This is a genomic window from Streptomyces sp. Je 1-369 (assembly GCF_026810505.1).
GTDB lineage: Bacteria > Actinomycetota > Actinomycetes > Streptomycetales > Streptomycetaceae > Streptomyces.
Genome location: NZ_CP101750.1, coordinates 3,802,707 through 3,820,540 on the forward strand (window position 1 = coordinate 3,802,707; position 17,834 = coordinate 3,820,540).

19 protein-coding genes, 1 tRNA gene and 1 pseudogene are annotated in these 17,834 nt (G+C 70.4%); 12 read left to right on the forward strand and 9 right to left on the reverse strand.

Annotated features, from left to right (window positions below):
• Positions 1-90 precede the first annotated feature (90 nt).
• Complete coding sequence (locus tag NOO62_RS17225) at positions 91-1,395, forward strand: M6 family metalloprotease domain-containing protein (RefSeq protein WP_268771769.1); 1,305 nt, start codon at positions 91-93, stop codon at positions 1,393-1,395.
• On the opposite strand, the gene rho is transcribed toward NOO62_RS17225, so the two are convergent.
• Positions 1,382-2,554 (reverse strand): transcription termination factor Rho, encoded by a 1,173-nt coding sequence (gene rho / locus NOO62_RS17230; protein WP_268771770.1) that lies wholly within the window; start codon positions 2,552-2,554, stop codon positions 1,382-1,384. The two genes, NOO62_RS17225 and rho, sit on opposite strands and share 14 nt — an antisense overlap.
• Before the next feature lie 400 nt (positions 2,555-2,954).
• Between rho and NOO62_RS17235 the strand changes: the two genes are divergently transcribed.
• From NOO62_RS17235 to NOO62_RS17250, 4 genes are all read left to right on the forward strand, one after another.
• Positions 2,955-3,773, forward strand: a complete 819-nt coding sequence (locus NOO62_RS17235; RefSeq protein ID WP_268771771.1) for a 2,3-dihydro-2,3-dihydroxybenzoate dehydrogenase — start codon at positions 2,955-2,957, stop codon at positions 3,771-3,773.
• 122 nt (positions 3,774-3,895) lie between these two features.
• Positions 3,896-5,128 (forward strand): isochorismate synthase DhbC, encoded by a 1,233-nt coding sequence (gene dhbC, locus NOO62_RS17240; RefSeq protein ID WP_268771772.1) that lies wholly within the window; start codon positions 3,896-3,898, stop codon positions 5,126-5,128.
• Positions 5,129-5,133: 5 nt separating this feature from the next.
• Positions 5,134-6,792 (forward strand): (2,3-dihydroxybenzoyl)adenylate synthase, encoded by a 1,659-nt coding sequence (locus NOO62_RS17245; RefSeq protein ID WP_414930841.1) that lies wholly within the window; start codon positions 5,134-5,136, stop codon positions 6,790-6,792.
• Positions 6,793-6,885: 93 nt separating this feature from the next.
• Positions 6,886-7,524 (forward strand): isochorismatase family protein, encoded by a 639-nt coding sequence (locus NOO62_RS17250; RefSeq protein ID WP_268771773.1) that lies wholly within the window; start codon positions 6,886-6,888, stop codon positions 7,522-7,524.
• Here NOO62_RS17250 and NOO62_RS17255 read toward each other — a convergent pair.
• Positions 7,521-8,024, reverse strand: coding sequence for a MarR family winged helix-turn-helix transcriptional regulator (locus tag NOO62_RS17255; RefSeq protein ID WP_268771774.1), 504 nt, complete (start codon positions 8,022-8,024; stop codon positions 7,521-7,523). The two genes, NOO62_RS17250 and NOO62_RS17255, sit on opposite strands and share 4 nt — an antisense overlap.
• A gap of 135 nt (positions 8,025-8,159) precedes the next feature.
• Between NOO62_RS17255 and NOO62_RS17260 the strand changes: the two genes are divergently transcribed.
• From NOO62_RS17260 to NOO62_RS17270, 3 genes are all read left to right on the forward strand, one after another.
• Entirely contained in the window at positions 8,160-8,576 is a 417-nt protein-coding gene (locus NOO62_RS17260) for an organic hydroperoxide resistance protein (RefSeq protein WP_268771775.1), read from the forward strand.
• Between the two features lie 107 nt (positions 8,577-8,683).
• Positions 8,684-9,220 carry a cupin domain-containing protein gene (locus NOO62_RS17265; RefSeq protein ID WP_268771776.1) on the forward strand — a complete coding sequence of 179 codons (537 nt, stop codon included), beginning with the start codon at positions 8,684-8,686 and terminating at the stop codon, positions 9,218-9,220.
• Between the two features lie 128 nt (positions 9,221-9,348).
• A tRNA-Arg gene (locus tag NOO62_RS17270) sits at positions 9,349-9,421 on the forward strand.
• A gap of 252 nt (positions 9,422-9,673) precedes the next feature.
• On the opposite strand, the gene NOO62_RS17275 is transcribed toward NOO62_RS17270, so the two are convergent.
• The 4 genes from NOO62_RS17275 to NOO62_RS17290 form a co-directional block, all read right to left on the reverse strand.
• Positions 9,674-10,330, reverse strand: a complete 657-nt coding sequence (locus NOO62_RS17275; RefSeq protein WP_268771777.1) for a class I SAM-dependent methyltransferase — start codon at positions 10,328-10,330, stop codon at positions 9,674-9,676.
• 72 nt (positions 10,331-10,402) lie between these two features.
• Positions 10,403-10,903 carry a hypothetical protein gene (locus NOO62_RS17280; RefSeq protein ID WP_268771778.1) on the reverse strand — a complete coding sequence of 167 codons (501 nt, stop codon included), beginning with the start codon at positions 10,901-10,903 and terminating at the stop codon, positions 10,403-10,405.
• Positions 10,904-11,542: 639 nt separating this feature from the next.
• Complete coding sequence (locus tag NOO62_RS17285) at positions 11,543-11,986, reverse strand: ATP-binding protein (protein WP_268771779.1); 444 nt, start codon at positions 11,984-11,986, stop codon at positions 11,543-11,545.
• A 20-nt stretch (positions 11,987-12,006) separates the two neighbouring features.
• Positions 12,007-12,198 (reverse strand): hypothetical protein, encoded by a 192-nt coding sequence (locus NOO62_RS17290; protein WP_268771780.1) that lies wholly within the window; start codon positions 12,196-12,198, stop codon positions 12,007-12,009.
• Between the two features lie 102 nt (positions 12,199-12,300).
• On the opposite strand from NOO62_RS17290, the gene NOO62_RS17295 reads away from it, so the two are divergent.
• The 3 genes and pseudogenes from NOO62_RS17295 to NOO62_RS17305 form a co-directional block, all read left to right on the forward strand.
• Positions 12,301-12,786, forward strand: a complete 486-nt coding sequence (locus tag NOO62_RS17295; protein WP_414930994.1) for a hypothetical protein — start codon at positions 12,301-12,303, stop codon at positions 12,784-12,786.
• 25 nt (positions 12,787-12,811) lie between these two features.
• On the forward strand, positions 12,812-14,167 hold the full coding sequence (locus NOO62_RS17300) for a hypothetical protein (RefSeq protein WP_268771781.1): 1,356 nt from the start codon (positions 12,812-12,814) through the stop codon (positions 14,165-14,167).
• Positions 14,168-14,214: 47 nt separating this feature from the next.
• Positions 14,215-14,652 (forward strand): annotated as a pseudogene (locus NOO62_RS17305) (Uma2 family endonuclease); the annotation flags it as partial.
• 10 nt (positions 14,653-14,662) lie between these two features.
• Here NOO62_RS17305 and NOO62_RS17310 read toward each other — a convergent pair.
• From NOO62_RS17310 to NOO62_RS17320, 3 genes are all read right to left on the reverse strand, one after another.
• Positions 14,663-15,283: a DUF4232 domain-containing protein gene (locus NOO62_RS17310; protein ID WP_268771782.1), complete on the reverse strand. Its 621-nt coding sequence runs from the start codon at positions 15,281-15,283 to the stop codon at positions 14,663-14,665.
• Between the two features lie 221 nt (positions 15,284-15,504).
• A complete protein-coding gene (locus NOO62_RS17315) occupies positions 15,505-15,990 on the reverse strand; it encodes a two-component system response regulator (protein WP_268771783.1) in 486 nt (161 codons plus the stop codon).
• A 150-nt stretch (positions 15,991-16,140) separates the two neighbouring features.
• Positions 16,141-16,542 (reverse strand): hypothetical protein, encoded by a 402-nt coding sequence (locus NOO62_RS17320; protein ID WP_268775979.1) that lies wholly within the window; start codon positions 16,540-16,542, stop codon positions 16,141-16,143.
• Here NOO62_RS17320 and NOO62_RS17325 point away from each other — a divergent pair.
• Positions 16,450-17,826 carry a cytochrome P450 gene (locus NOO62_RS17325; RefSeq protein ID WP_268771784.1) on the forward strand — a complete coding sequence of 459 codons (1,377 nt, stop codon included), beginning with the start codon at positions 16,450-16,452 and terminating at the stop codon, positions 17,824-17,826. The genes NOO62_RS17320 and NOO62_RS17325 overlap by 93 nt on opposite strands.
• The last annotated feature ends 8 nt before the right edge of the window (positions 17,827-17,834 follow it).

Genomic DNA, 17,834 nt, shown 5'->3' on the forward strand with positions numbered 1-17,834 from the left:
CCCAACGAGCGCCCCCGCACCCCCCGGCGGAGGGTGATCGAACAGGGTGCAGCCAGGACCGGCGGCTGCCGCGGAGCGGAAGGCCCATGCATGCAGCAGCCGACCTGGCGCCGGATACGCCCCGCCCGCCCGGGCATCGGCCCCGCCCGCCGGGGCATCGCCCTCGGGTCCGTCGCCGCGATCGCCCTCGCGGTCACCACGTCGGCGAGCACCGGACGCCTGATGGAGGGCGCGCAGAGCGCCGCGGGCCCGGTGTCCCTGGCCCGCGGCACCACCCTCGGGCCCTGCATGATCAGCGGCACGATGGGCGTACAGATGTCGGAGGGCGTGCCCACCCCGCCCGGCTACTCCCGCTCCACCGGCACCGTCCGCGCCCTGAACCTCATGGTCGACTTCTCGGACGCGCCCGGTCAGGGCAGCGCGATGGACCGTCTCGCGGAGTTCTTCCCGCAGACCTCGGAGTGGTTCCGCACCAGTTCGTACGGGCGCCTCGACTACCGCCCCGAGTCCCCCCTGCCGGACTGGCTGCGGATGCCGAAGTCGTTCAAGGAGTACGGGATAGAGCGCGGCGCCCCCTTCGATCCCGGCTACCGCACGCTGGTCGAGGACATCGTGGCGGCCGCCGACCCCGACGTGGACTTCCGTGCGTACGACCTGGTGAACATCCTGATCACCCCGAACGCGGGCCCCTCGGCCCTCGACACCGTCCTGTCGGTGACCTTCGCGGGCAACCACGAGGCGCCGGTCGCGGACGGCGTCCCCGTCTCCAACGCGTCCTTCGTCTACAGCCGCCAGGACGACGGCTCGGGCAGCTACCGGGAGACGGGCTACCGCGTCCTGCCGCACGAGAACGGCCACGTCTTCGGCCTGCCCGACCTGTACACACAGGACGGCGGCGGCGCGGTCGGCCACTGGGACATCATGAGCGAGGACTGGGGCGCCAACAACGACCTGCTGGCCTGGCACAAGTGGAAGCTGGGCTGGCTCGACGACGACCAGATCGGCTGCGCGTCGAGCTCCGGCACGACCGAGCACACCCTGTCCCCGGTGGCCCGTTCCGGCGGCACGAAGCTGGCGTTCGCCCCGCTGGGCGAGAAGACGGGGTTCGCGATCGAGGCCCGCACCCGCGGCGGCAACGACGAGGCGGTCTGCAAGCCGGGCGTCCTCGTCTACCGCGTGGACGCGGAGGTCGACACGGGCCACGGCCCGGTCACGGTCTCCGACGCGACCCCCGACAGCGGCGGCTGCACGCGCCGCCCCAACGTCCACGCGGAGCTCTCCGACGCGACGTACGGCATCGGCGAGACCTTCACCGACCGCAAGACGGGAGTGCGGGTCACGGTGGCCGGGGTGACGGACGACGGCGACTACCGCGTGCACGTCACGCGGCCGTAGCGTCGCCGCTCCCGGGCAGCGCGCCGGGGACGGTCTGCCGCACCTGCCGCAGGAAGGCGGCGTTGCTGGGCGTCTTGCGGATGCGGTCGAGCAGAGCTTCGAACGAGCTCTGCCCGTGCAGGGCCCGTCGGAGCCCGCGTACGGCACTCAACTCCACGTCGTCGACGAGCAGTTCCTCCCTCCGCGTACCGGAAGGGGTGATGTCGATGGCCGGGAAGACGCGCCGGGCGGAGAGGGTGCGGTCGAGCCGGAGCTCCATGTTGCCGGTGCTCTTGAGCTCCTCGAAGTAGTAGTCGTCGGCGCGCGACCCGGTGTCCACGAGGACGGTCGCGAGCATCGTCAGGGAGCCGCCCTCCTCGGCGAGGCGCGCGGCGCCGAAGAGCCGCTTCGGCCCCTGCACGGCTGTCGCGTCGACGCCGCCGCTGAGCGTACGGCCGCTGCCGGTCGCCGCGTTGTTGTACGCACGGCACAGCCGCGTCAGCGAGTCGAAGAGCATGACGACGTCCCGCCCCTCCTCGACCATGCGCTTGGCGCGCTCGACGGCGAGCTCGGCGAGGGCGATGTGCTCCTTGGCAGGCCGGTCGAAGGTCGAGGCGAGCACCTCGCCGCGGACCGAGCGCCGCATGTCGGTGACCTCCTCTGGCCGTTCGTCGAGGAGGACGACCATGAGGTGGCACTCGGGGTGGTTGCGGGCGACGGCGGCGGCGATCTGCTGGAGCAGCACGGTCTTGCCGGTCTTAGGCGGGGCGACGATCAGCCCGCGCTGCCCCTTGCCGACGGGGGCGACGAGGTCGACGAGCCGCCCGGCGACGGGCCCGCCCTCGGTCTCCAGGCGGAGCCGTTCGCGGGGGTGCAGCGGGGTGAGGTCCCGGAACCGGGGCCGTGCGCGCAGGGTTGCGGTGGCGTACCCGTTGACGCGTTCGACTCCGGCGAGCACGCGGGGTTTCCCGCAGACGCCCTCGACGAAGTCGCCGGAGCGGAGCCCGAGTTGGCGTACGAGTGAGGCGGGCACCTGCACGTCGCCGTCGCCCGGCTGGCAGCCGGGCCCCCGGAGGAACCCGCGCCCTTCGCGGACGATGTCGAGAACTCCGGTGCAGGAAGGTTCAGTTGACGAGGCAGCGACAGCCTGTGAAGGCTTTTCGATGGTTGTGGCAGTCATAATGAGGGTCCTTTCGCGACATGCGAAGAAGAGGGCCCGGCGGGACGGCATTGACCACGTCCCGTGCGACGGGCGGAAGGAAACTGCTGCGCGAGTGTTCGGCCGGCAGTACGGAGAACTGAGCGGGTCGCACACAGAAAGCGACCTGAGAGATCCCGGCCCCGGTGAACCGGGGGAAGGGGTGACGGTACGGGCGCCCAGGACAGGGCGTACACACGTACCTCTCGGAAGGTAGCACAGGGACGGTCGGCCGGGACAGACCCGACGGCCCCAGTTGTTTCGCTATAAGGTAAGCCTCACCTAAGCCAGCGATCGGCCATGATCGGCCCCGCAAACCTCTCCCTAAAGCTCATACGTTAGGTTAGCCTTACCTAACGAGTTGGGGGAGGTCGCTCACACCATGCCTGAGGACATACCGAACGAGTCGCACGCCGAGGGCGAGTTCGCCGGGCGTACGGCTCTGGTGACCGGCGCGGGCCAGGGCATCGGCGCCGCGGTGGCCGCCGCGCTCGCCGCCCGCGGCGCGCACGTCGTCGCCACGGACCGCGACGCGCACGGCGTCGACGAACTGTCGGCCGCGTCGCGAGGCCTCTCCGGCACGGTCACGCCCCGCGTCATGGACGTCACCGACGTCGCCGCGGTGACGTCGGTGATCGACGGCATCGTCCGCGACCACGGCGCCCTCGACCTCCTCGTGAACGTCGCGGGCATCCTCCGCAGCTCCGCCGTCGCCGAACTGACCGACGCCGACTGGGCCGACACCTTCGCCGTGAACGCCACCGGCGTCTTCCACACGTCCCGCGCCGCCGCCTCCCACATGACGGCACGGGGCTCCGGCTGCATCGTCACGGTCGGCTCCAACGCCGCCGGAATCCCCCGGACCGGCATGGCCGCGTACGCCGCGTCGAAGGCGGCGGCCGCCGCGTTCACCAAGTGCCTCGGCCTGGAGATCGCGCGCAGCGGCGTCCGCTGCAACGTCGTGGCGCCCGGCACCACGGACACCGCCATGCAGCGCGCCCTCTGGCCCGACGACTCGGCGGCACAGGCGCCGGCCGGGGTGCTCGACGGCAACCTGGAGACGTACCGGACCGGCATCCCCCTCGGCCGTATCGCCACGCCCCACGACATCGCCGACGCGGTGCTCTTCCTCGCCTCGGACCGCGCCCGCCACATCACGCTGCAGGAGCTGTACGTGGACGGCGGCGCGACACTGCGCTGACTCCGAGGCGGCGAGCCCAGCTTTCCCCTCCCCGCATGCCCCCCTCCCTCTCCCCCCGCATGCCCTCCCTCCCTCTCCTCCCCGCACACACACCCGAGCCCCGCCCGAGAATTGGAGCCACTGTGTCGACGGCACCCGAGGTCGCCACGCACGACGAGCACGCCCCGCGCACCACTTCCGTCACCACCGCCGAGCAGGCCAACCCCGTGGTCGGAGCGGCGACTTCGCTCCTCGCCACCTACACCCCGGGCGAACGGTTCCTCGCGACGCCCACCCGCACCCTGCTCGCCGAGGGCGTGCACGCGCACGTCCCGCACGACGACCGGCCGTTGCCGCAACGCGTCGCCGCCACCCTGGCCGACGCGCGCCGCACCGGGATCGGCGAGCCGTACGTCGTCGGCGCCGTCCCCTTCGACCACACCGCGCCCGCCGCGCTCACCGTCCCCGAGACCCTGCGCGCCGCGCCCCCGCTGGCCGCGGACCCGCTGATCGCGCTGCCCGTCGAGACAGCGGACGCCACCGGCTGGCGGATCCGCCCGGTGCCCTCCCCGGAGGAGTACGGCGCGGGCGTGGCCGCCGCCGTGGACCGCATGTGGCGCGGCGACTTCAGCAAGGTCGTCCTCGCCCGCACCCTCGAACTCACCGCGCCCGCCCCGCTGGACCTCCCCGCGATGCTCCAGCGCCTGGCCCGCCGCGACCCCTCCGGCTACACCTTCGCGCTGCCGACGGCGCCCGGCCGCACCCTCATCGGCGCGAGCCCCGAACTGCTCGTCTCGCGCCACGGCAACCAGGTCGTGGCGAACCCCCTCGCCGGTTCGACACCGCGCAGCGACGACCTCGCCGAGGACGTACGCCGCGCCGCCGCGCTCCTGGAGTCGGCCAAGGACCTGCACGAGCACTCCGTGGTGGTGGACGGCGTGCACCAGGCACTCGCGTCCTTCTGCACGGACCTGACCGTCCCGGCCCGCCCCACCCTCGTCCGCACCGCGACCATGTGGCACCTGTCCACGACGGTGACCGGCACCCTCGCCTCGCCCGACACCTCCGCCCTCGAACTGGCCTGCGCGCTGCACCCCACCCCCGCGGTGTGCGGCACGCCCACGGCCGTCGCGCGCGAGGTGATCCGCGAGACCGAGCCGTTCGACCGCGGGTTCTTCACCGGCGTGGTCGGCTGGGGCGACGCGAACGGCGACGGCGAATGGGTCGTGACGATCCGCTGCGCCGAGGCGGAGGAGCGCAGCCTGCGGCTGTACGCGGGCGCGGGCGTGGTCGCCGCGTCGGACCCGGCGGCGGAGACCGCGGAGACGGGTGCGAAGTTCCGTACGTTCCTCGACGCGGTGGGGGCGGAGCTGTGAGCCCCTTGGACCCGATCGCCCCGGACGCGCCCGTGTGGCCGCAGGAGTTCGCGGAGCGCTACCGCGCCGCGGGCTGGTGGCGCGGCGAGACGTTCGGCGAAATGCTGCGCGAGAGAGCCGCCGAGCACCCGGACCGCGTGGCGATCGTGGACCCGGGCGCCAACGGCACCCCGTCGCGCCGCTGGACGTACGGGGAACTGGACCGCAGGGCCGACCGTCTCGCCGCGGGCCTGGTGGCGCGCGGGATCGGCAAGGGCGACAAGGTGGTCGTCCAGCTGCCGAACATCGCCGAGTTCTTCGAGACGATCTTCGCGCTGTTCCGTATCGGCGCGCTGCCGGTCTTCGCGCTGCCCGCACACCGCGAGACGGAGATCCGCTACTTCTGCGAGTTCACCGAGGCCGCCGCGTACGTCATCCCGCACCAGGTCGGCGGCTTCGACTACCGCGGCCTCGCGGCGAAGCTGGTCGACGAGATCACGACGCTGCGGCACGTGTTCGTGGCGGAGGGCGACGCGGGCCCGTTCGAGGCACTGTCGGACGTGGCCACGGACGCGGCGCCCGAGCAGCTTCCGGCTGCTCCCGCCCCCTCCGACCTGGCGTTCCTCCAGCTCTCCGGCGGCAGTACGGGCGTACCGAAGCTGATCCCGCGCACCCACGACGACTACATCTACTCCCTGCGCGGCTCGAACGAGCTGTGCGCGATCGACGAGGACAGCGTCTTCCTGGTCGCCCTCCCCGCGGCCCACAACTTCCCGCTCTCCTCCCCGGGTTCGCTCGGCGCGCTGTACGCGGGCGCCCGCGTCGTGCTCTGCCCGCAGCCCGGCCCGGAGGCCGCCTTCCCCCTCATCGAGTCCGAGGGCGTCACCATCACGGGTCTCGTCCCGCCGCTCGCCCTGCTCTGGACGGAGGCGGCGCCGGCCACCGCGTACGACCTGAGCAGCCTGGACGTACTCCTGGTCGGCGGCGCGAAGTTCAGCGAGGAGGCGGCACGCCGGGTGAAGCCCGCGCTCGGCTGCACGTTGCAGCAGGTCTTCGGCATGGCGGAGGGCCTGGTCAACTACACGCGGCTGGACGACGATCCGGAGACGATCGTCACCACGCAGGGCCGCCCGATCTCGCCGGACGACGAGATCCGCGTCGTGGACGACGAGGACAACGACCTGCCGGACGGTGAGACGGGCCACCTGCTGACGCGCGGCCCGTACACGATCCGCGGCTACTGGCGGGCCCCCGACCACAACGCCCGCTCCTTCACGGCCGACGGCTTCTACCGCACGGGCGACGTGGTGCGCCTGACCCCGACCGGCCACCTCGTCGTGGAGGGCAGGGCGAAGGACCAGATCAACCGGGGCGGCGAGAAGATCGCGGCGGAGGAGGTCGAGAACCACATCCTGGCCCACCCCTCCGTGCACGACGCGAACGTGGTCGCCGAGCCGGACGCGTACCTGGGCGAGCGGACCTGCGCGTACGTGATCCTGCGCGCGGACGCGGAGCCGATGCGGCCTGCCGCGATCAGGAAGTTCGTACGGGAGAGGGGCCTCGCCTCGTACAAGGTGCCCGACCGCGTCCAGTTCGTGGAGGTCTTCCCGCAGACGGGCGTAGGAAAGATCTCGAAGAAGGCGCTGAGGGCGTCGGCGTCGACGTCGGCGTCGGCGTCGTCCTGACCAGCCCTGTGACCACCCGCACCGCACCGCACCGTCCCGCCCCGCACCGCACCGCACCGCACCGCACCGCACCCTGAACGGAACCGCCGCACCATGGCCCTCCCCGCCATCACCCCCTACCCGATGCCGTCGCCCGACGAGCTGCCCGCGAACCGTGTCGACTGGAAGGTCGACCCGTCCCGCGCCGTACTGCTCGTGCACGACCTGCAGAACTACTTCCTCTCGGCGTACGACCGCACGGCGTCCCCGGTCCCGGAACTCCTCTCCCACGTGGCCGAGTTGAAGAGACGGGCCGCCCACCTCGACATCCCGGTCGTGCACACCGCACAGCCGGGCGGCCAGTCCCCCGCAGAACGCGGCCTCCAGCAGGACTTCTGGGGTCCGGGCCTGCCCGACGACGCGAAGGCGGCGGCGATCGCATCGGAGATCGGCCCGGCGCCCGCCGATACGGTCCTCACCAAGTGGAAGTACAGCGGTTTCGTCCGCACGGACCTCCTGGAGCGCCTGCGCGCACAGGGCCGCGACCAGCTGGTCATCACTGGCATCTACGCCCACATCGGCGTCCTGATGACGGCGTGCGACGCGTGGATGCGGGACATCCAGGCGTTCGTGGTGGCCGACGCGGTGGCGGACTTCTCGGCGGACGACCACGCGATGGCGCTGCGGTGGGCGGCGGGGAAGTGCGCGGTGGTGACGACGACGGAAACGGTGTTCCCCGGCGGCGCTTCCTAGGGAGCCCCCACGCGACCGCCCTTGCCCGGGCCGTCCTTGCCCGGGTCGTCCTTGCCCGGGCCCGGGTGCCGGTCGAGGGCGGCCGTGAGCTGATCGAGCCGTACGCGCAGATCCCGTACGTCGTCGAGGGAGAGCTCGGTGGAGTCGGCGAGGGCGCGTGGCACGGCGAGGGCCTTCTCGCGCAGGCCGCGCCCCTCCTCGGTGAGCCGCACGGTGACGGAGCGCTCGTCCTCGGCGCTGCGCCGCCGCTCGACGTGCCCGGCCGCTTCGAGCCGCTTGAGCAGCGGCGAGAGGGTGCCTGAGTCGAGCCGCAGCCGCTCGCCGATCTTCTTGACGGGCAGCTCGTCGTGCTCCCAGAGGACGAGCATGACGAGGTACTGCGGGTAGGTCAGGCCGAGGTCCTTGAGCAGGGTCCGGTAGACGCCGTTGAAGGCACGGGCGGCGGCGTGCAGCGAGAAGCAGATCTGCTGATCGAGCCGGAGAAGGTCCTCGTCGTCCATGCGACAAGGCTACAGCGAGCCCTCGCTTACCCAATTAAGTTGTGCACAACTTAATAGCGTGCAACACTTACGGCTGTACGCCAGCCAGCCGAGCCGAGCCGAGACAGTCGCTCGCAACGAGGACGGGATGACCCCATGGACGCGTTGTACACAGCAGTAGCCACCGCCAACGGCCGCGAGGGCCGCGCCGTCAGCTCCGACGGCAAGATCGACCTGCCCCTCGGCTTTCCGAAGGCGCTGGGCGGCAACGACCAGGGCACGAACCCCGAGCAGCTCTTCGCCGCCGGGTACGCCGCGTGCTTCGCCAGCGCGATGGGCAACATCGCGCGCCAGGAGAAGATCGACGTGTCCGACGTGTCAGTGACGGCGGAGGTCAGCATCGGCAAGGACGAGACGGACGGCGGCTTCGGCCTGTCCGTGATCATGCGGGCGGAGCTCCCGGACCACTTGCAGGGCGCGGCGGGCGAGGAGCTCCTGCGCAAGACGCACGCGTTCTGCCCGTACTCGAAGGCGACGCGCGGCAACATCCAGGTGGACCTGGTGATCGAGTAACACGCACCTGCGACAGACCCGAGCAAGCCTTGAGGTAAGGGTCATACCCTGACAGCGATCGCTACATCCCGCACAGCTCAGCTCAGCTCACGCAAGGAGTCGATCGCATGAGTGACCTCATCCGCCTGCCGGGCGAGGGCCGCAAGCTGGTCACGAAAGCGCAGGAAGTGACCTTCAAGGCCACCGGGGCACAGGGCTCGTCGGCGTCGATCTTCGAGGTGGTGGTCCCGCCCGGTTTCGACACGGGCGGCCACTACCACGAGGAGGCGGAGGAGTTCTTCTACATCCTGGAGGGCGAGCTGGAACTCCTCGCCTTCGAGCCGACGGAACGCACGGACGACTGGCTGGACTGGGAGTCCGTCGACGGCGACAGAGTGGTCCGCGCCCCGGCGGGCAGCAGCATGTTCGTACCGCCGAACACACCGCACGCGTTCCGCAACGCCACGGGGAGCCCGGTCCGGATGCTGTTCCAGAGCAACCCGTCGCCGGAGCACGAGGCGTACTTCGAGGAGATAGCGGAGATCTGGGCGGCGGGCGGCGACTCGGTGGACCCGGAGGCGGTACGCCGCATGCGGAGCCGCTACGACGTCAAGCAGATCACCCCCATGCGCTTCGCCCCACCAACGGCGACACCCGCCGCCTGACACCGACCGCCACGCCGCCCGACGCCCCACGAAGGCCGTCGCCCCTCACGAACCCCGGGGGGCCGACGGCCGCACCCTCATCCGCTACCCTGTCCAGGGACCCGCCTCGGCGGTCCACGCAGAACCCCGCCTTCGTAGCTCAGGGGATAGAGCACCGCTCTCCTAAAGCGGGTGTCGCAGGTTCGAATCCTGCCGGGGGCACAACCTGTAGCAGTGGTCATAGACCAGTTGCTCACTGCCCGTTCGGGGTTGCCCGAACGGGCAGTACGCATTTTGTACACATGGTTTCGATCACGCAGCTTCCGTGAGCGGCGCTTCGAGCGTCATCGTCGCCGCGGTCGATGGTGAGCGGCCGCAGTTCCTCCGCGAACGACCAGGGCAGCGGCACCGAGCGTTTCTCGTGATTCCGACCGGCTCGAGGTTGACCGCCGCCGAGCCCGCGGCTGCGACAGGTCAGGGCGCCTGCGCATGCACGATGAGGGTTCCGATGTGGCCCTCTTTCGGTGCGTCCAGCACGCGCGCGGACGCGGTGGTAAACCCTGCTCGGGTCAGCAGTCGTTCCCACACCGCGGGGCGGTAGCTGTAGCGGTAGGTGAACATCGCCTTGCCTGCGAACCCGCCCTTGTACATGCCCTGTGGCCCGTAGGCACCCGGGATGGCCGGCGGTTGGGAGAACACGAACACGCCGCCCGGCTTGAGGCGGGCCCGCACCAGCGGAAAGAGCCGGCTGGGATCGGCGAACCAGGCAGCCCCGAAAACCGAGTACACCGCGTCGTAGGTGCCATCGTGCACGGCGAGGTACTCCAAGACGTCGCCGTGATGGAACGTCGCCCCGGTCTCGGCCCATCGCTCCGTTGCCTTCTTGACCACGACCGGCGACAGGTCGACCCCGTGAGCCTCGACCCCCCGGGTAGCGAGGTATGCCAGGGCCCGGCCCGTGCCGCAGCCGGTCTCCAGCACGGTCGAGGGGGCGCCGAGGATTTCGGGGCCGGGGCCGTGCCCGGTGTACTGCGTCCAGTTGAAGACGGGCTCGGCGTCGTCCTTGAACGCCGACTCGGCGTAGGCGTCCCACAGTTCGGTCTCTGCGGCGAGGTCGTGAGGTACGGGCATGGAGTCCTCTTCGGTGGTGCGGGCGGTGGTGCCTCCGCCCTCGGCGCGAGGGCGGAGGCACCGTATCGGCCATCAGTGGCTGTCGGGCACCTTGTTGTCACACGGCGAGCACTCGGCACCGTCGATCTCCCACAGCTCTTCGTCGATCGCGAATCCGATCGACTTGAGGAAGTCGGCCGTACGCAGGCACAGGCCGTCGCCGCGGCGTTCGATGAACGGGGCGTGGTGCTTGTACGCGCCGCCGTTGTAGACGTCGCAGAGCGCCCACCACACCGGCGTGTCGAGGATGAGCTGATGCACGCCGATGTCGACGAGCTTGCCGACCCCGAGGTGCACCTCGGGGTGCTCGAGCGAGGCCATGGTGTACATGACCGCGTTGCCGAGGATGCGCTCGGCCATGTCGTGAACCATCGTGTGATCGCGCAGCAGCAGGGCGATCTCGCGATCCCACAGGGCCATGCCGCTGTCGAGGACGTTGATGGTCAGGTGCTTGATGTGCGGCTGTACGGCGTTGAGCAGTTCCTTCGGGTCACGCGTGCGCGCGGCCACAGGTTTTTCGAGGGTGAGCGTCATCTCTTCCTCTTCTCTTCTCTTCTCTTCGCTTGCCGGTACGGCACTTCGCTGTGCGCCCGTCCGACTTGCGGAAGGGCGTGATACCCGCCCCGGCCGGGATCTTGGCGGGCCGGGGCGGGAGACTGAGCGCCCCTGCGGGAGCGGGGGAACGGCGGCGGTCAGGTAGGCGGCGAGGCCCACGCGTCGGATGCTTCCTCGACCACAAGTCCGCGGCCTTGGGGAGGCATACAGGCATTCGGCGGTGTGCGGCTCAACCATGACGCCCCCCAGTACGCCTACGGCGACCACGCGTGCAACTTGACGTCGGGCTGGGGCCTCTCGGGCGGGGCCTCGATCAGGGGTGCCCCCGCCCGAGGTAAGGGGCAGCGGGCGCCGGGGCGAGCAGCTCGGGTACCGGTCGGCCGTCGCCCGGGCCCATCGGGCGGCAAGTAGCGGCGTCGGCGCGCGGGGCATCGCAAGGATCGCCTCGTACGTGCCGTCGAGGGAACGGGCGAGCAGCTCGCACGGGTAGGCGTAGCGCCTGGCCACCGGGGCACCTCCGCTGGACGGGTGGGGGCGTACGTGTGGCAGGTAGTCGGGCTGCTCGGCGGGAGCCACGCGGGAGGCTCGACCGCCGCGCGGCCCTGGGCACGGCCGGAGTTAGTTGATCGAACGTCTCCTCTTGGTCGTCGTCGCCTCGCGGCTTATGGGCGGGCTGGCCTTGAACTCGGCCCAGACGGTACGCCCGGGGCCCTCGTGGCGGTTCACGCCCCAGTCGTCCGCGAGGGTCGCGACCAGGTAGAGCCCACGGCCCGAGTCGACATCGGCGGCCGACTCCTTCACGTACGGGGCCTGCCCGTCGTCACCCCCGCCGTCGCGCACCTCGACCCGCAGTCGCTCGTCGCGACTCGCCACCCGGACCAGGAAACCGCGGCCGACGCTGCTGTGTCGGATCGCGTTCGTCGCGAGCTCGGAGACGCAAACCTTCACGTCGTCGAGTCGGTCCTCGGGCTGCCAGCCGGTGAGCGCCGCCGCGACGAACGAGCGGGCCTGCCCGACGGATACCGGGTGGCGGCTGAACCGTTTCTCAAGTGGTTGCTGCACGGGCGGCCCCCCTTCGCGTGTCAGGTCCGTCGGCATGTGCACCGCTGGGGAAGGCCCAGGAGGTAGGCCAGCCGCTGGGCTGTGCCTTCCTCGGCGCCGGTCTCGCCGAGCTCGTATCCCCGGTCCGCGACACAGCGCCCGCCGCGGTGGTCGCCCGCCTCGACGACGCCGAGTTGTAGGTGGTTCGCCACACTCGCTGTCTGATCATCCACATTTGTGACAGTCAATCCGTGCGCCGCAAGTTGCTCCGCCAGAATGGCTGCGGTGTTCGCGTCCATGCCCCGATCCCACCGCATCAGCCTGCGGTGCGGGATATGACAACCTATGACACGGAGTTGACCATGCCTCTGACCTTGACGCTTACCGGAACACGGGCAACCGATCACCACGAACTCACCTGGTACGCCGATCTCTTCGCCCGGTACGTGGGCGCCTTCGCCGACGATGAGTCGCACTTCTACATCGGGGGTGCGAAGGGAATCGACAGTCTCACACTGCTCTGGCTCGCCGGGAACTCGAAGTCGAAGATCACGGTCGTCGCACCGGGGACGGTGGCACAGCAACCGACCGAGGCACGGCAGGTGATCGACCGTTGCCGCGCACGGATTTACGAGACCGTCGAGTTGGGCGCCGATGAACTGTGCACCTCGGCGTACCACGCCCGGAACCGTTGGATGGTCGATCACTCCGACATGGTGATCGGGTTTCCCAGGAAAGGAACGGAAGGCACGTCCGGGACCTGGCAGACGATCAACTACGGTGCACAGCAGGGTAGGCCACGTCTGATCGTGCCCGTATGACCCGTTCGGCGGGCATCATGACGGCATGAGCACGCACGACAGCGCCGTTGGCGCCGCCGCACTCAAGAGCCTTCGGAGACGCCGCGGTTGGTCACTGCGCGACACCGCGAAAGCTCTGATCGACACCGCCGCGCAACTCGGGCAGCCGCTCGGTTCCAGCCTCGCCGGCGTGCAGCGATCAGTCGCGAGATGGGAAAGCACTACGGTGCCCGTCCTGCCGAGCGAGCGCTATCAACTGTTGCTCGCGCACCGGTACGCGCAGGATGCCGCCGGGCAGGCTTCGCTCGGCCCTGGCTCGGACTTCGCCGAGTTGCTCGACGCGCTCGCTCACCTCGGGGAGAGCGAGCAACACCTCGACGAGCTGCGCACGCTGCTCGTGCGCATAGCCACAGATGCCGACGGCGGGCTGCTCGCACTGCTCAGGCCGACGACCGAGTGCGCCCTGTCGGCGGCCCTCGCCGACCCTGCCCGTGTCGACGAGGGCGTGCTCGACGCGATGCGCGACTCGATCACCCTCGTCAACGGGCAAGTGGGCAGCATCCCGTTCGTACGCCTACAGCTCTTACTCGCCCCGGTCGTCGAGTCCTGCCGACGCCTGCTCGACGAGGCCGCAGCAGTCCCCGACGTCTTCGTTCCTGACCTTCGAACAGTCGCCGCGCAGGCGTACACACTCGCCGGGCGGTTCGCGTTCGAGACTCGGGACGACCAGGCATCGCAATCTCTCTACTCCGCAGCCACAACTGCGGCCGGTGCGATCGGCGCGCCGTGGCGACGGGCCATGGTGCACATGAGTCACGCACTCGTCACGCTGTACTCGACCCCCGGGCTCGGTCCCGCGAAGGCACTCGTCGACGCCGCGGTGCGCGACGCACGAGCCGGTGAGAGCGTGACCGTTCGCGCCCGTGCCCATGCCTTGCAGGCAGAAATCGCGGCTCGGGCTGGTTCGGCCAAGCACGCGAAGGCTGCGCTCGCGCTCGCCTGGTACGACATGGAGAGCAGCCGCGACGGGGACCCGGCGGCATCGACGACGAGCTTCTCACCCGCTCATCTGCGGGGCTTCGAGGGGGTGACGTCGCTCTACGTCGGCGACGCGTCCGAGGCACACGACTACTTCGCGAAGTCGGCGGCCTCCCTGTCCGCCCCGCGCGAGCGGGTGCAGAGAGCCATCGTGTCGACCGACCAGGCAGCCGCGTGTATCCGTCTCGACGATCCGCAAGCGGCGGCCGTGCTGCTGCACAAGTGCATCGACGCCGCAGCATCGACGGGCGGCCGGGTGGCTTCCATCCGTCTGCGCCGAGCCCGCCGTGACCTGCGGCCGTGGCGGCGCGAGGACTTCGTCGCCGACCTCGACGACCACATGTTCGACACTCTCGGCGCCTAGCCGCTGCGCGCAGACACGACGAAAGCGCCCCTGCCCGGCCGTGAGGCGCGTCCGAGCGGCACAACCGGCTCGCCCGGATTCTGGCGAACGCCCTGGATGCCGCCGCGGGCCCGGACTGGAACGCCGACACCGGCTTCGCCGTCCGGCTTCAGGACGTCCCGCTCACCAACCGCCGCCCGGACGTCATCGTGTACCGCGCAGAGACGATCGACATCACCCCCACCCGCCCTCAGCACGTGCTGCTGGTCGCGGAGGTGGTGTCACCAGGATCGGAGACCACCGACCGGGTCGTGAAGGTCGACCAGTACGCCAAGGCGGGCATCGGCTTCTACTGGCGGATCGAGCAGGCCGCGACGGGCGTTCCTCTCGTGTACGCCTACGCCCTCGACCCCGCGACGAGGACCTACCGGGACGCGGGTCTGTTCACCGGCATCCTCAAGGTAGCGGCCCCCTCCCCGGTGGAGATCGACCTCGGCCAGGTCTGACGCAGCGGGCTCAGTTGGTGTTGTGCGTCGGGTAGACCTGGACGTCGGTGTAGGCGCCCTTGATCGCACCGGCGCCTGCCGGCCACTTCAGGGTCACGGTGTGGGTCTCGTTGGGGGGCGTCACCAGGATGTGGGTCGGCTTCGAGAGGCTCTCGCCGCTGTTGTCGATCTCGTAGGCCAGGTTGAAGACGGCGGCGTCGCCGGGCTTCAGGGTGGTGACGCGAGGCTGGGCCTGACCGCGCTCGATGGGGTTGGAGGTGCCGTCGGCGTCCTTGATGTCGACGCCCGCGAAGCCCGTCGCCGAGCAGGTCTTCGAGCCACGGTTGATCATGGTGACGTCGATCCGGCCGGTGCTCTCGTCCGGCGCGGCGTCCTTCGCGTCGATCGCCAGGTCCGCCGTCTTGCAGAACGTCACCCTGGCACCGGCCTTCGTCGCGTTGCCCGCGGCCTCGGCCTTGATGTCCTCGCCGGAACCGTCCTTCGAGGACGCGGAGGAAGAGGACGAGTTCGCGGCGGACGAGGAACCCTTGGAGGACGTGTCCGAGCCGGAGTCGTCGCCACCGCAGGCGGTGAGCGAGAGGGCGGCGGCGACGGTGACGGCGGCGAGCGCGGTGAGGCGGGTCTTCTTCATGGTGTCCCCCGGGGGAGTAGCGGGTGGCCTGTGCGGTCTGAACTATTTGTATCCCTCACCGAGTTACAGCCGGTCGCCCGCGACGTCTCCATTCCGTCACAGGCGATGCCCTCACTGCCCTCGCGCTGCCCTTACCGCCCCCCGGCGACATCACCTTCGAGCGCCCGTCCGGGCCGGGGACTACGGGGATGCGAGCCGGGGGCCTCACGCGAAGCAGGCTTTCAGGAGTCGCCTCGCGCGCCCTCGTTCAGGGGCGTGGACGTGATGATTCCCGACTTGAGTTGGGCCCTGAGGTCCTCGATCTCCCTCTGCATCGACTTGAGCTGCCCGTACGTCTCGAAGAGGTAGCGCGCCTTCGTGCGGAGGGTCAGGGGGTCGATCGGTTTCAGGGCCACGTCCGCCACCCCGAGGCGGAACGCCGCAGCGGAGATCTCCCTGCTGACGTCGAAGCCCGTCAGGAGGACGATCGGTATGGCGCGGGTCTGTTCCAGGCGGCGGACGTAGCGGACGACGTCCAGGCCGCTCACGCCCGGCATGCGGACGTCCAGGAGGATCAGGCCGACGTTCCCGCGAAGGATCACGCGCAGCGCGTCGTCGCCGTTGGAGGCGCTCACCAAGGGGTAGCCGAGCGGGGCCAGCGCACTCTCCAGCGCGAACAGGGTGTCCTTGTGGTCGTCGACGACCAGGATCACGGAGTTGTTCAGCATGGACTGAGGCCCCCTCTGTCAGTAACCACGCTAAACCGACACCAGGTTGCGTAATCCCTGTGTCACCACACAGGCCATAACTATGTTCATGACCGCAGTATCAACAGCAACAGAGAAAAAAGCGCCCCCTTCCGCCCCTGAACTCCCGTCTCAGGTGCGGATGCGGACCCCGTGGCGCGTGCGCATGCGATGGAGCTCCCACAGGGCCACCGCCGTCACGGACACCGGGCCGCCCAGAATCGCGCCCCACTGCGCCGCCGGCGGACCGTGCGGCAGCCCGCCCTCCATCGCCTCCGCCCGGCGGCGGGCGGAACGGATCACCGGGATCAGGGGGATCAGGGGGCCGAAAACGCCCTGCCGCCCCACCCGTGCCGTTCGTTGGCCTGAGGGCAGCAGAGATCGCCGGTGGCCGGCGGCATCGGAGTGCATCGAAGTGCGGCGGATTGCGGAGGTGGCGCCATGCGGATTCCAGGGCCGGAGATGCGTGATGACGGTGGGGTCGGGGCCATCTCGGACGCGGGTGGTCTGCATCTTTATCAGCTTCGGCTGCACGCCGAGTACGGAGGCGTCGTGCAGTTTCAGTTGCCGGGCGTGGGCGTCGCCGTGTCCGTCTCCGATCCTCTGGTCCTTGAGGAGACCGCTCGTATCGACGAGCGGCCCGCCGCCCTCTTCTCGTTCCTGGAACCCCTCTGCGAAGCCGGGAACCTTCAGGTCATCGGGGCGGAGGAGCACGGGCCCTGGCGGCGCGTGCTGTTGGAGGTGTTCGCCGGGCGGCCGTCCCACGAACGGCACTTCGGGGAGTTCGTGTCTCTGGTGGAGGGGCTCGCCGAACGGTGGGACGGGGACGGGGACAGTGGTGGTGTGGGTGTGGGTGTGGGTGCGGGTCGGGTTCCCGTCCTCCTTCAGAAGGATCTGACCGCGCTCTCCTTGCGCATGATCTGCGCCTACGCGTTGGGCGGCGCCGACGGCGCCGGAAGTGGCGTCGTCGAGGCCGAGAAAGTCGTCGACGCGTTCGAAGTCGTACTCAGCGAGGACAACAGCACGAACCAGCGGGCCTCGCTCGCCCTCGACTACCTGCGCGCCACCGTCGACCGCGTCATCGCCGCCCATGAGGGGAGGGAGGGGAGGGAGGCGAGGGCGGGGCAAGAACGTCGTGGTGATCGGAGCGACCTCATCCACGCCCTCCTCGCCACCCGCACCTCCCCCGCCCGCATCCGCGACACCGTCATGGTGACCATGCTCGCCGCCCACCACACCACCGGCGTCGCCGTCTCCTGGACCCTGCACCTGCTCGGGCGCCACCCCGAGGTCGCCGAGCGCGTCGCCGCCGAACTCGACCGCGTCCTCGGCGACCGGTCCGCGCCCGACTACGGCGACCTGCGCGAACTCACGTACCTGGACATGGTGCTCAAGGAGTCCATGCGGCTCTACCCGCCCGGGCCCTACGGGGCCCGCGAGACCACCGAGGACATGGTCCTCGACGGCGCCGACGGCACGTACGAGATTCCCGCCGGCACCACCGTCTTCTATCCCTTCTGGGCCGTGCACATGAACCCCGACCACTGGCCCGAGCCCGCGAAGTTCGTGCCCGAGCGGTTCGCCCCGGAGGCGGTGGCCGCGCGGTCGCGGTTCGCCTACGTTCCCTTCGGGGTCGGGCCGCGCAGCTGTGAAGGCGCCGGGCTTGCCATGGTCGAGGCCCAGTTGACGCTCGCCGTGCTGCTGAAGCGGTTCCGGTTCCGGCCCGTGGAGGGGCACGAGGTGACGCCCGTCGAGCGGTTCGTGCTGTGGGCCGCCGACGACATTCCGATGGTCGTCACCCCGCGCGCGAGCCGGTGAGCCGAACC

What these genes read in the sequence shown, in the direction of transcription:
- NOO62_RS17225 (WP_268771769.1), top strand. Translation starts at nt 91, where the DNA reads ATGCAGCAGCCGACCTGGCGCCGGATACGCCCCGCCCGCCCGGGCATC.
- rho (WP_268771770.1), bottom strand. Translation starts at nt 2,554, where the DNA reads ATGACTGCCACAACCATCGAAAAGCCTTCACAGGCTGTCGCTGCCTCG.
- NOO62_RS17235 (WP_268771771.1), top strand. Translation starts at nt 2,955, where the DNA reads ATGCCTGAGGACATACCGAACGAGTCGCACGCCGAGGGCGAGTTCGCC.
- NOO62_RS17250 (WP_268771773.1), top strand. Translation starts at nt 6,886, where the DNA reads ATGGCCCTCCCCGCCATCACCCCCTACCCGATGCCGTCGCCCGACGAG.
- NOO62_RS17255 (WP_268771774.1), bottom strand. Translation starts at nt 8,024, where the DNA reads ATGGACGACGAGGACCTTCTCCGGCTCGATCAGCAGATCTGCTTCTCG.
- NOO62_RS17260 (WP_268771775.1), top strand. Translation starts at nt 8,160, where the DNA reads ATGGACGCGTTGTACACAGCAGTAGCCACCGCCAACGGCCGCGAGGGC.
- NOO62_RS17265 (WP_268771776.1), top strand. Translation starts at nt 8,684, where the DNA reads ATGAGTGACCTCATCCGCCTGCCGGGCGAGGGCCGCAAGCTGGTCACG.
- NOO62_RS17275 (WP_268771777.1), bottom strand. Translation starts at nt 10,330, where the DNA reads ATGCCCGTACCTCACGACCTCGCCGCAGAGACCGAACTGTGGGACGCC.
- NOO62_RS17280 (WP_268771778.1), bottom strand. Translation starts at nt 10,903, where the DNA reads ATGACGCTCACCCTCGAAAAACCTGTGGCCGCGCGCACGCGTGACCCG.
- NOO62_RS17295 (WP_414930994.1), top strand. Translation starts at nt 12,301, where the DNA reads ATGACAACCTATGACACGGAGTTGACCATGCCTCTGACCTTGACGCTT.
- NOO62_RS17300 (WP_268771781.1), top strand. Translation starts at nt 12,812, where the DNA reads ATGAGCACGCACGACAGCGCCGTTGGCGCCGCCGCACTCAAGAGCCTT.
- NOO62_RS17310 (WP_268771782.1), bottom strand. Translation starts at nt 15,283, where the DNA reads ATGAAGAAGACCCGCCTCACCGCGCTCGCCGCCGTCACCGTCGCCGCC.
- NOO62_RS17315 (WP_268771783.1), bottom strand. Translation starts at nt 15,990, where the DNA reads ATGCTGAACAACTCCGTGATCCTGGTCGTCGACGACCACAAGGACACC.
- NOO62_RS17325 (WP_268771784.1), top strand. Translation starts at nt 16,450, where the DNA reads ATGCGGATTCCAGGGCCGGAGATGCGTGATGACGGTGGGGTCGGGGCC.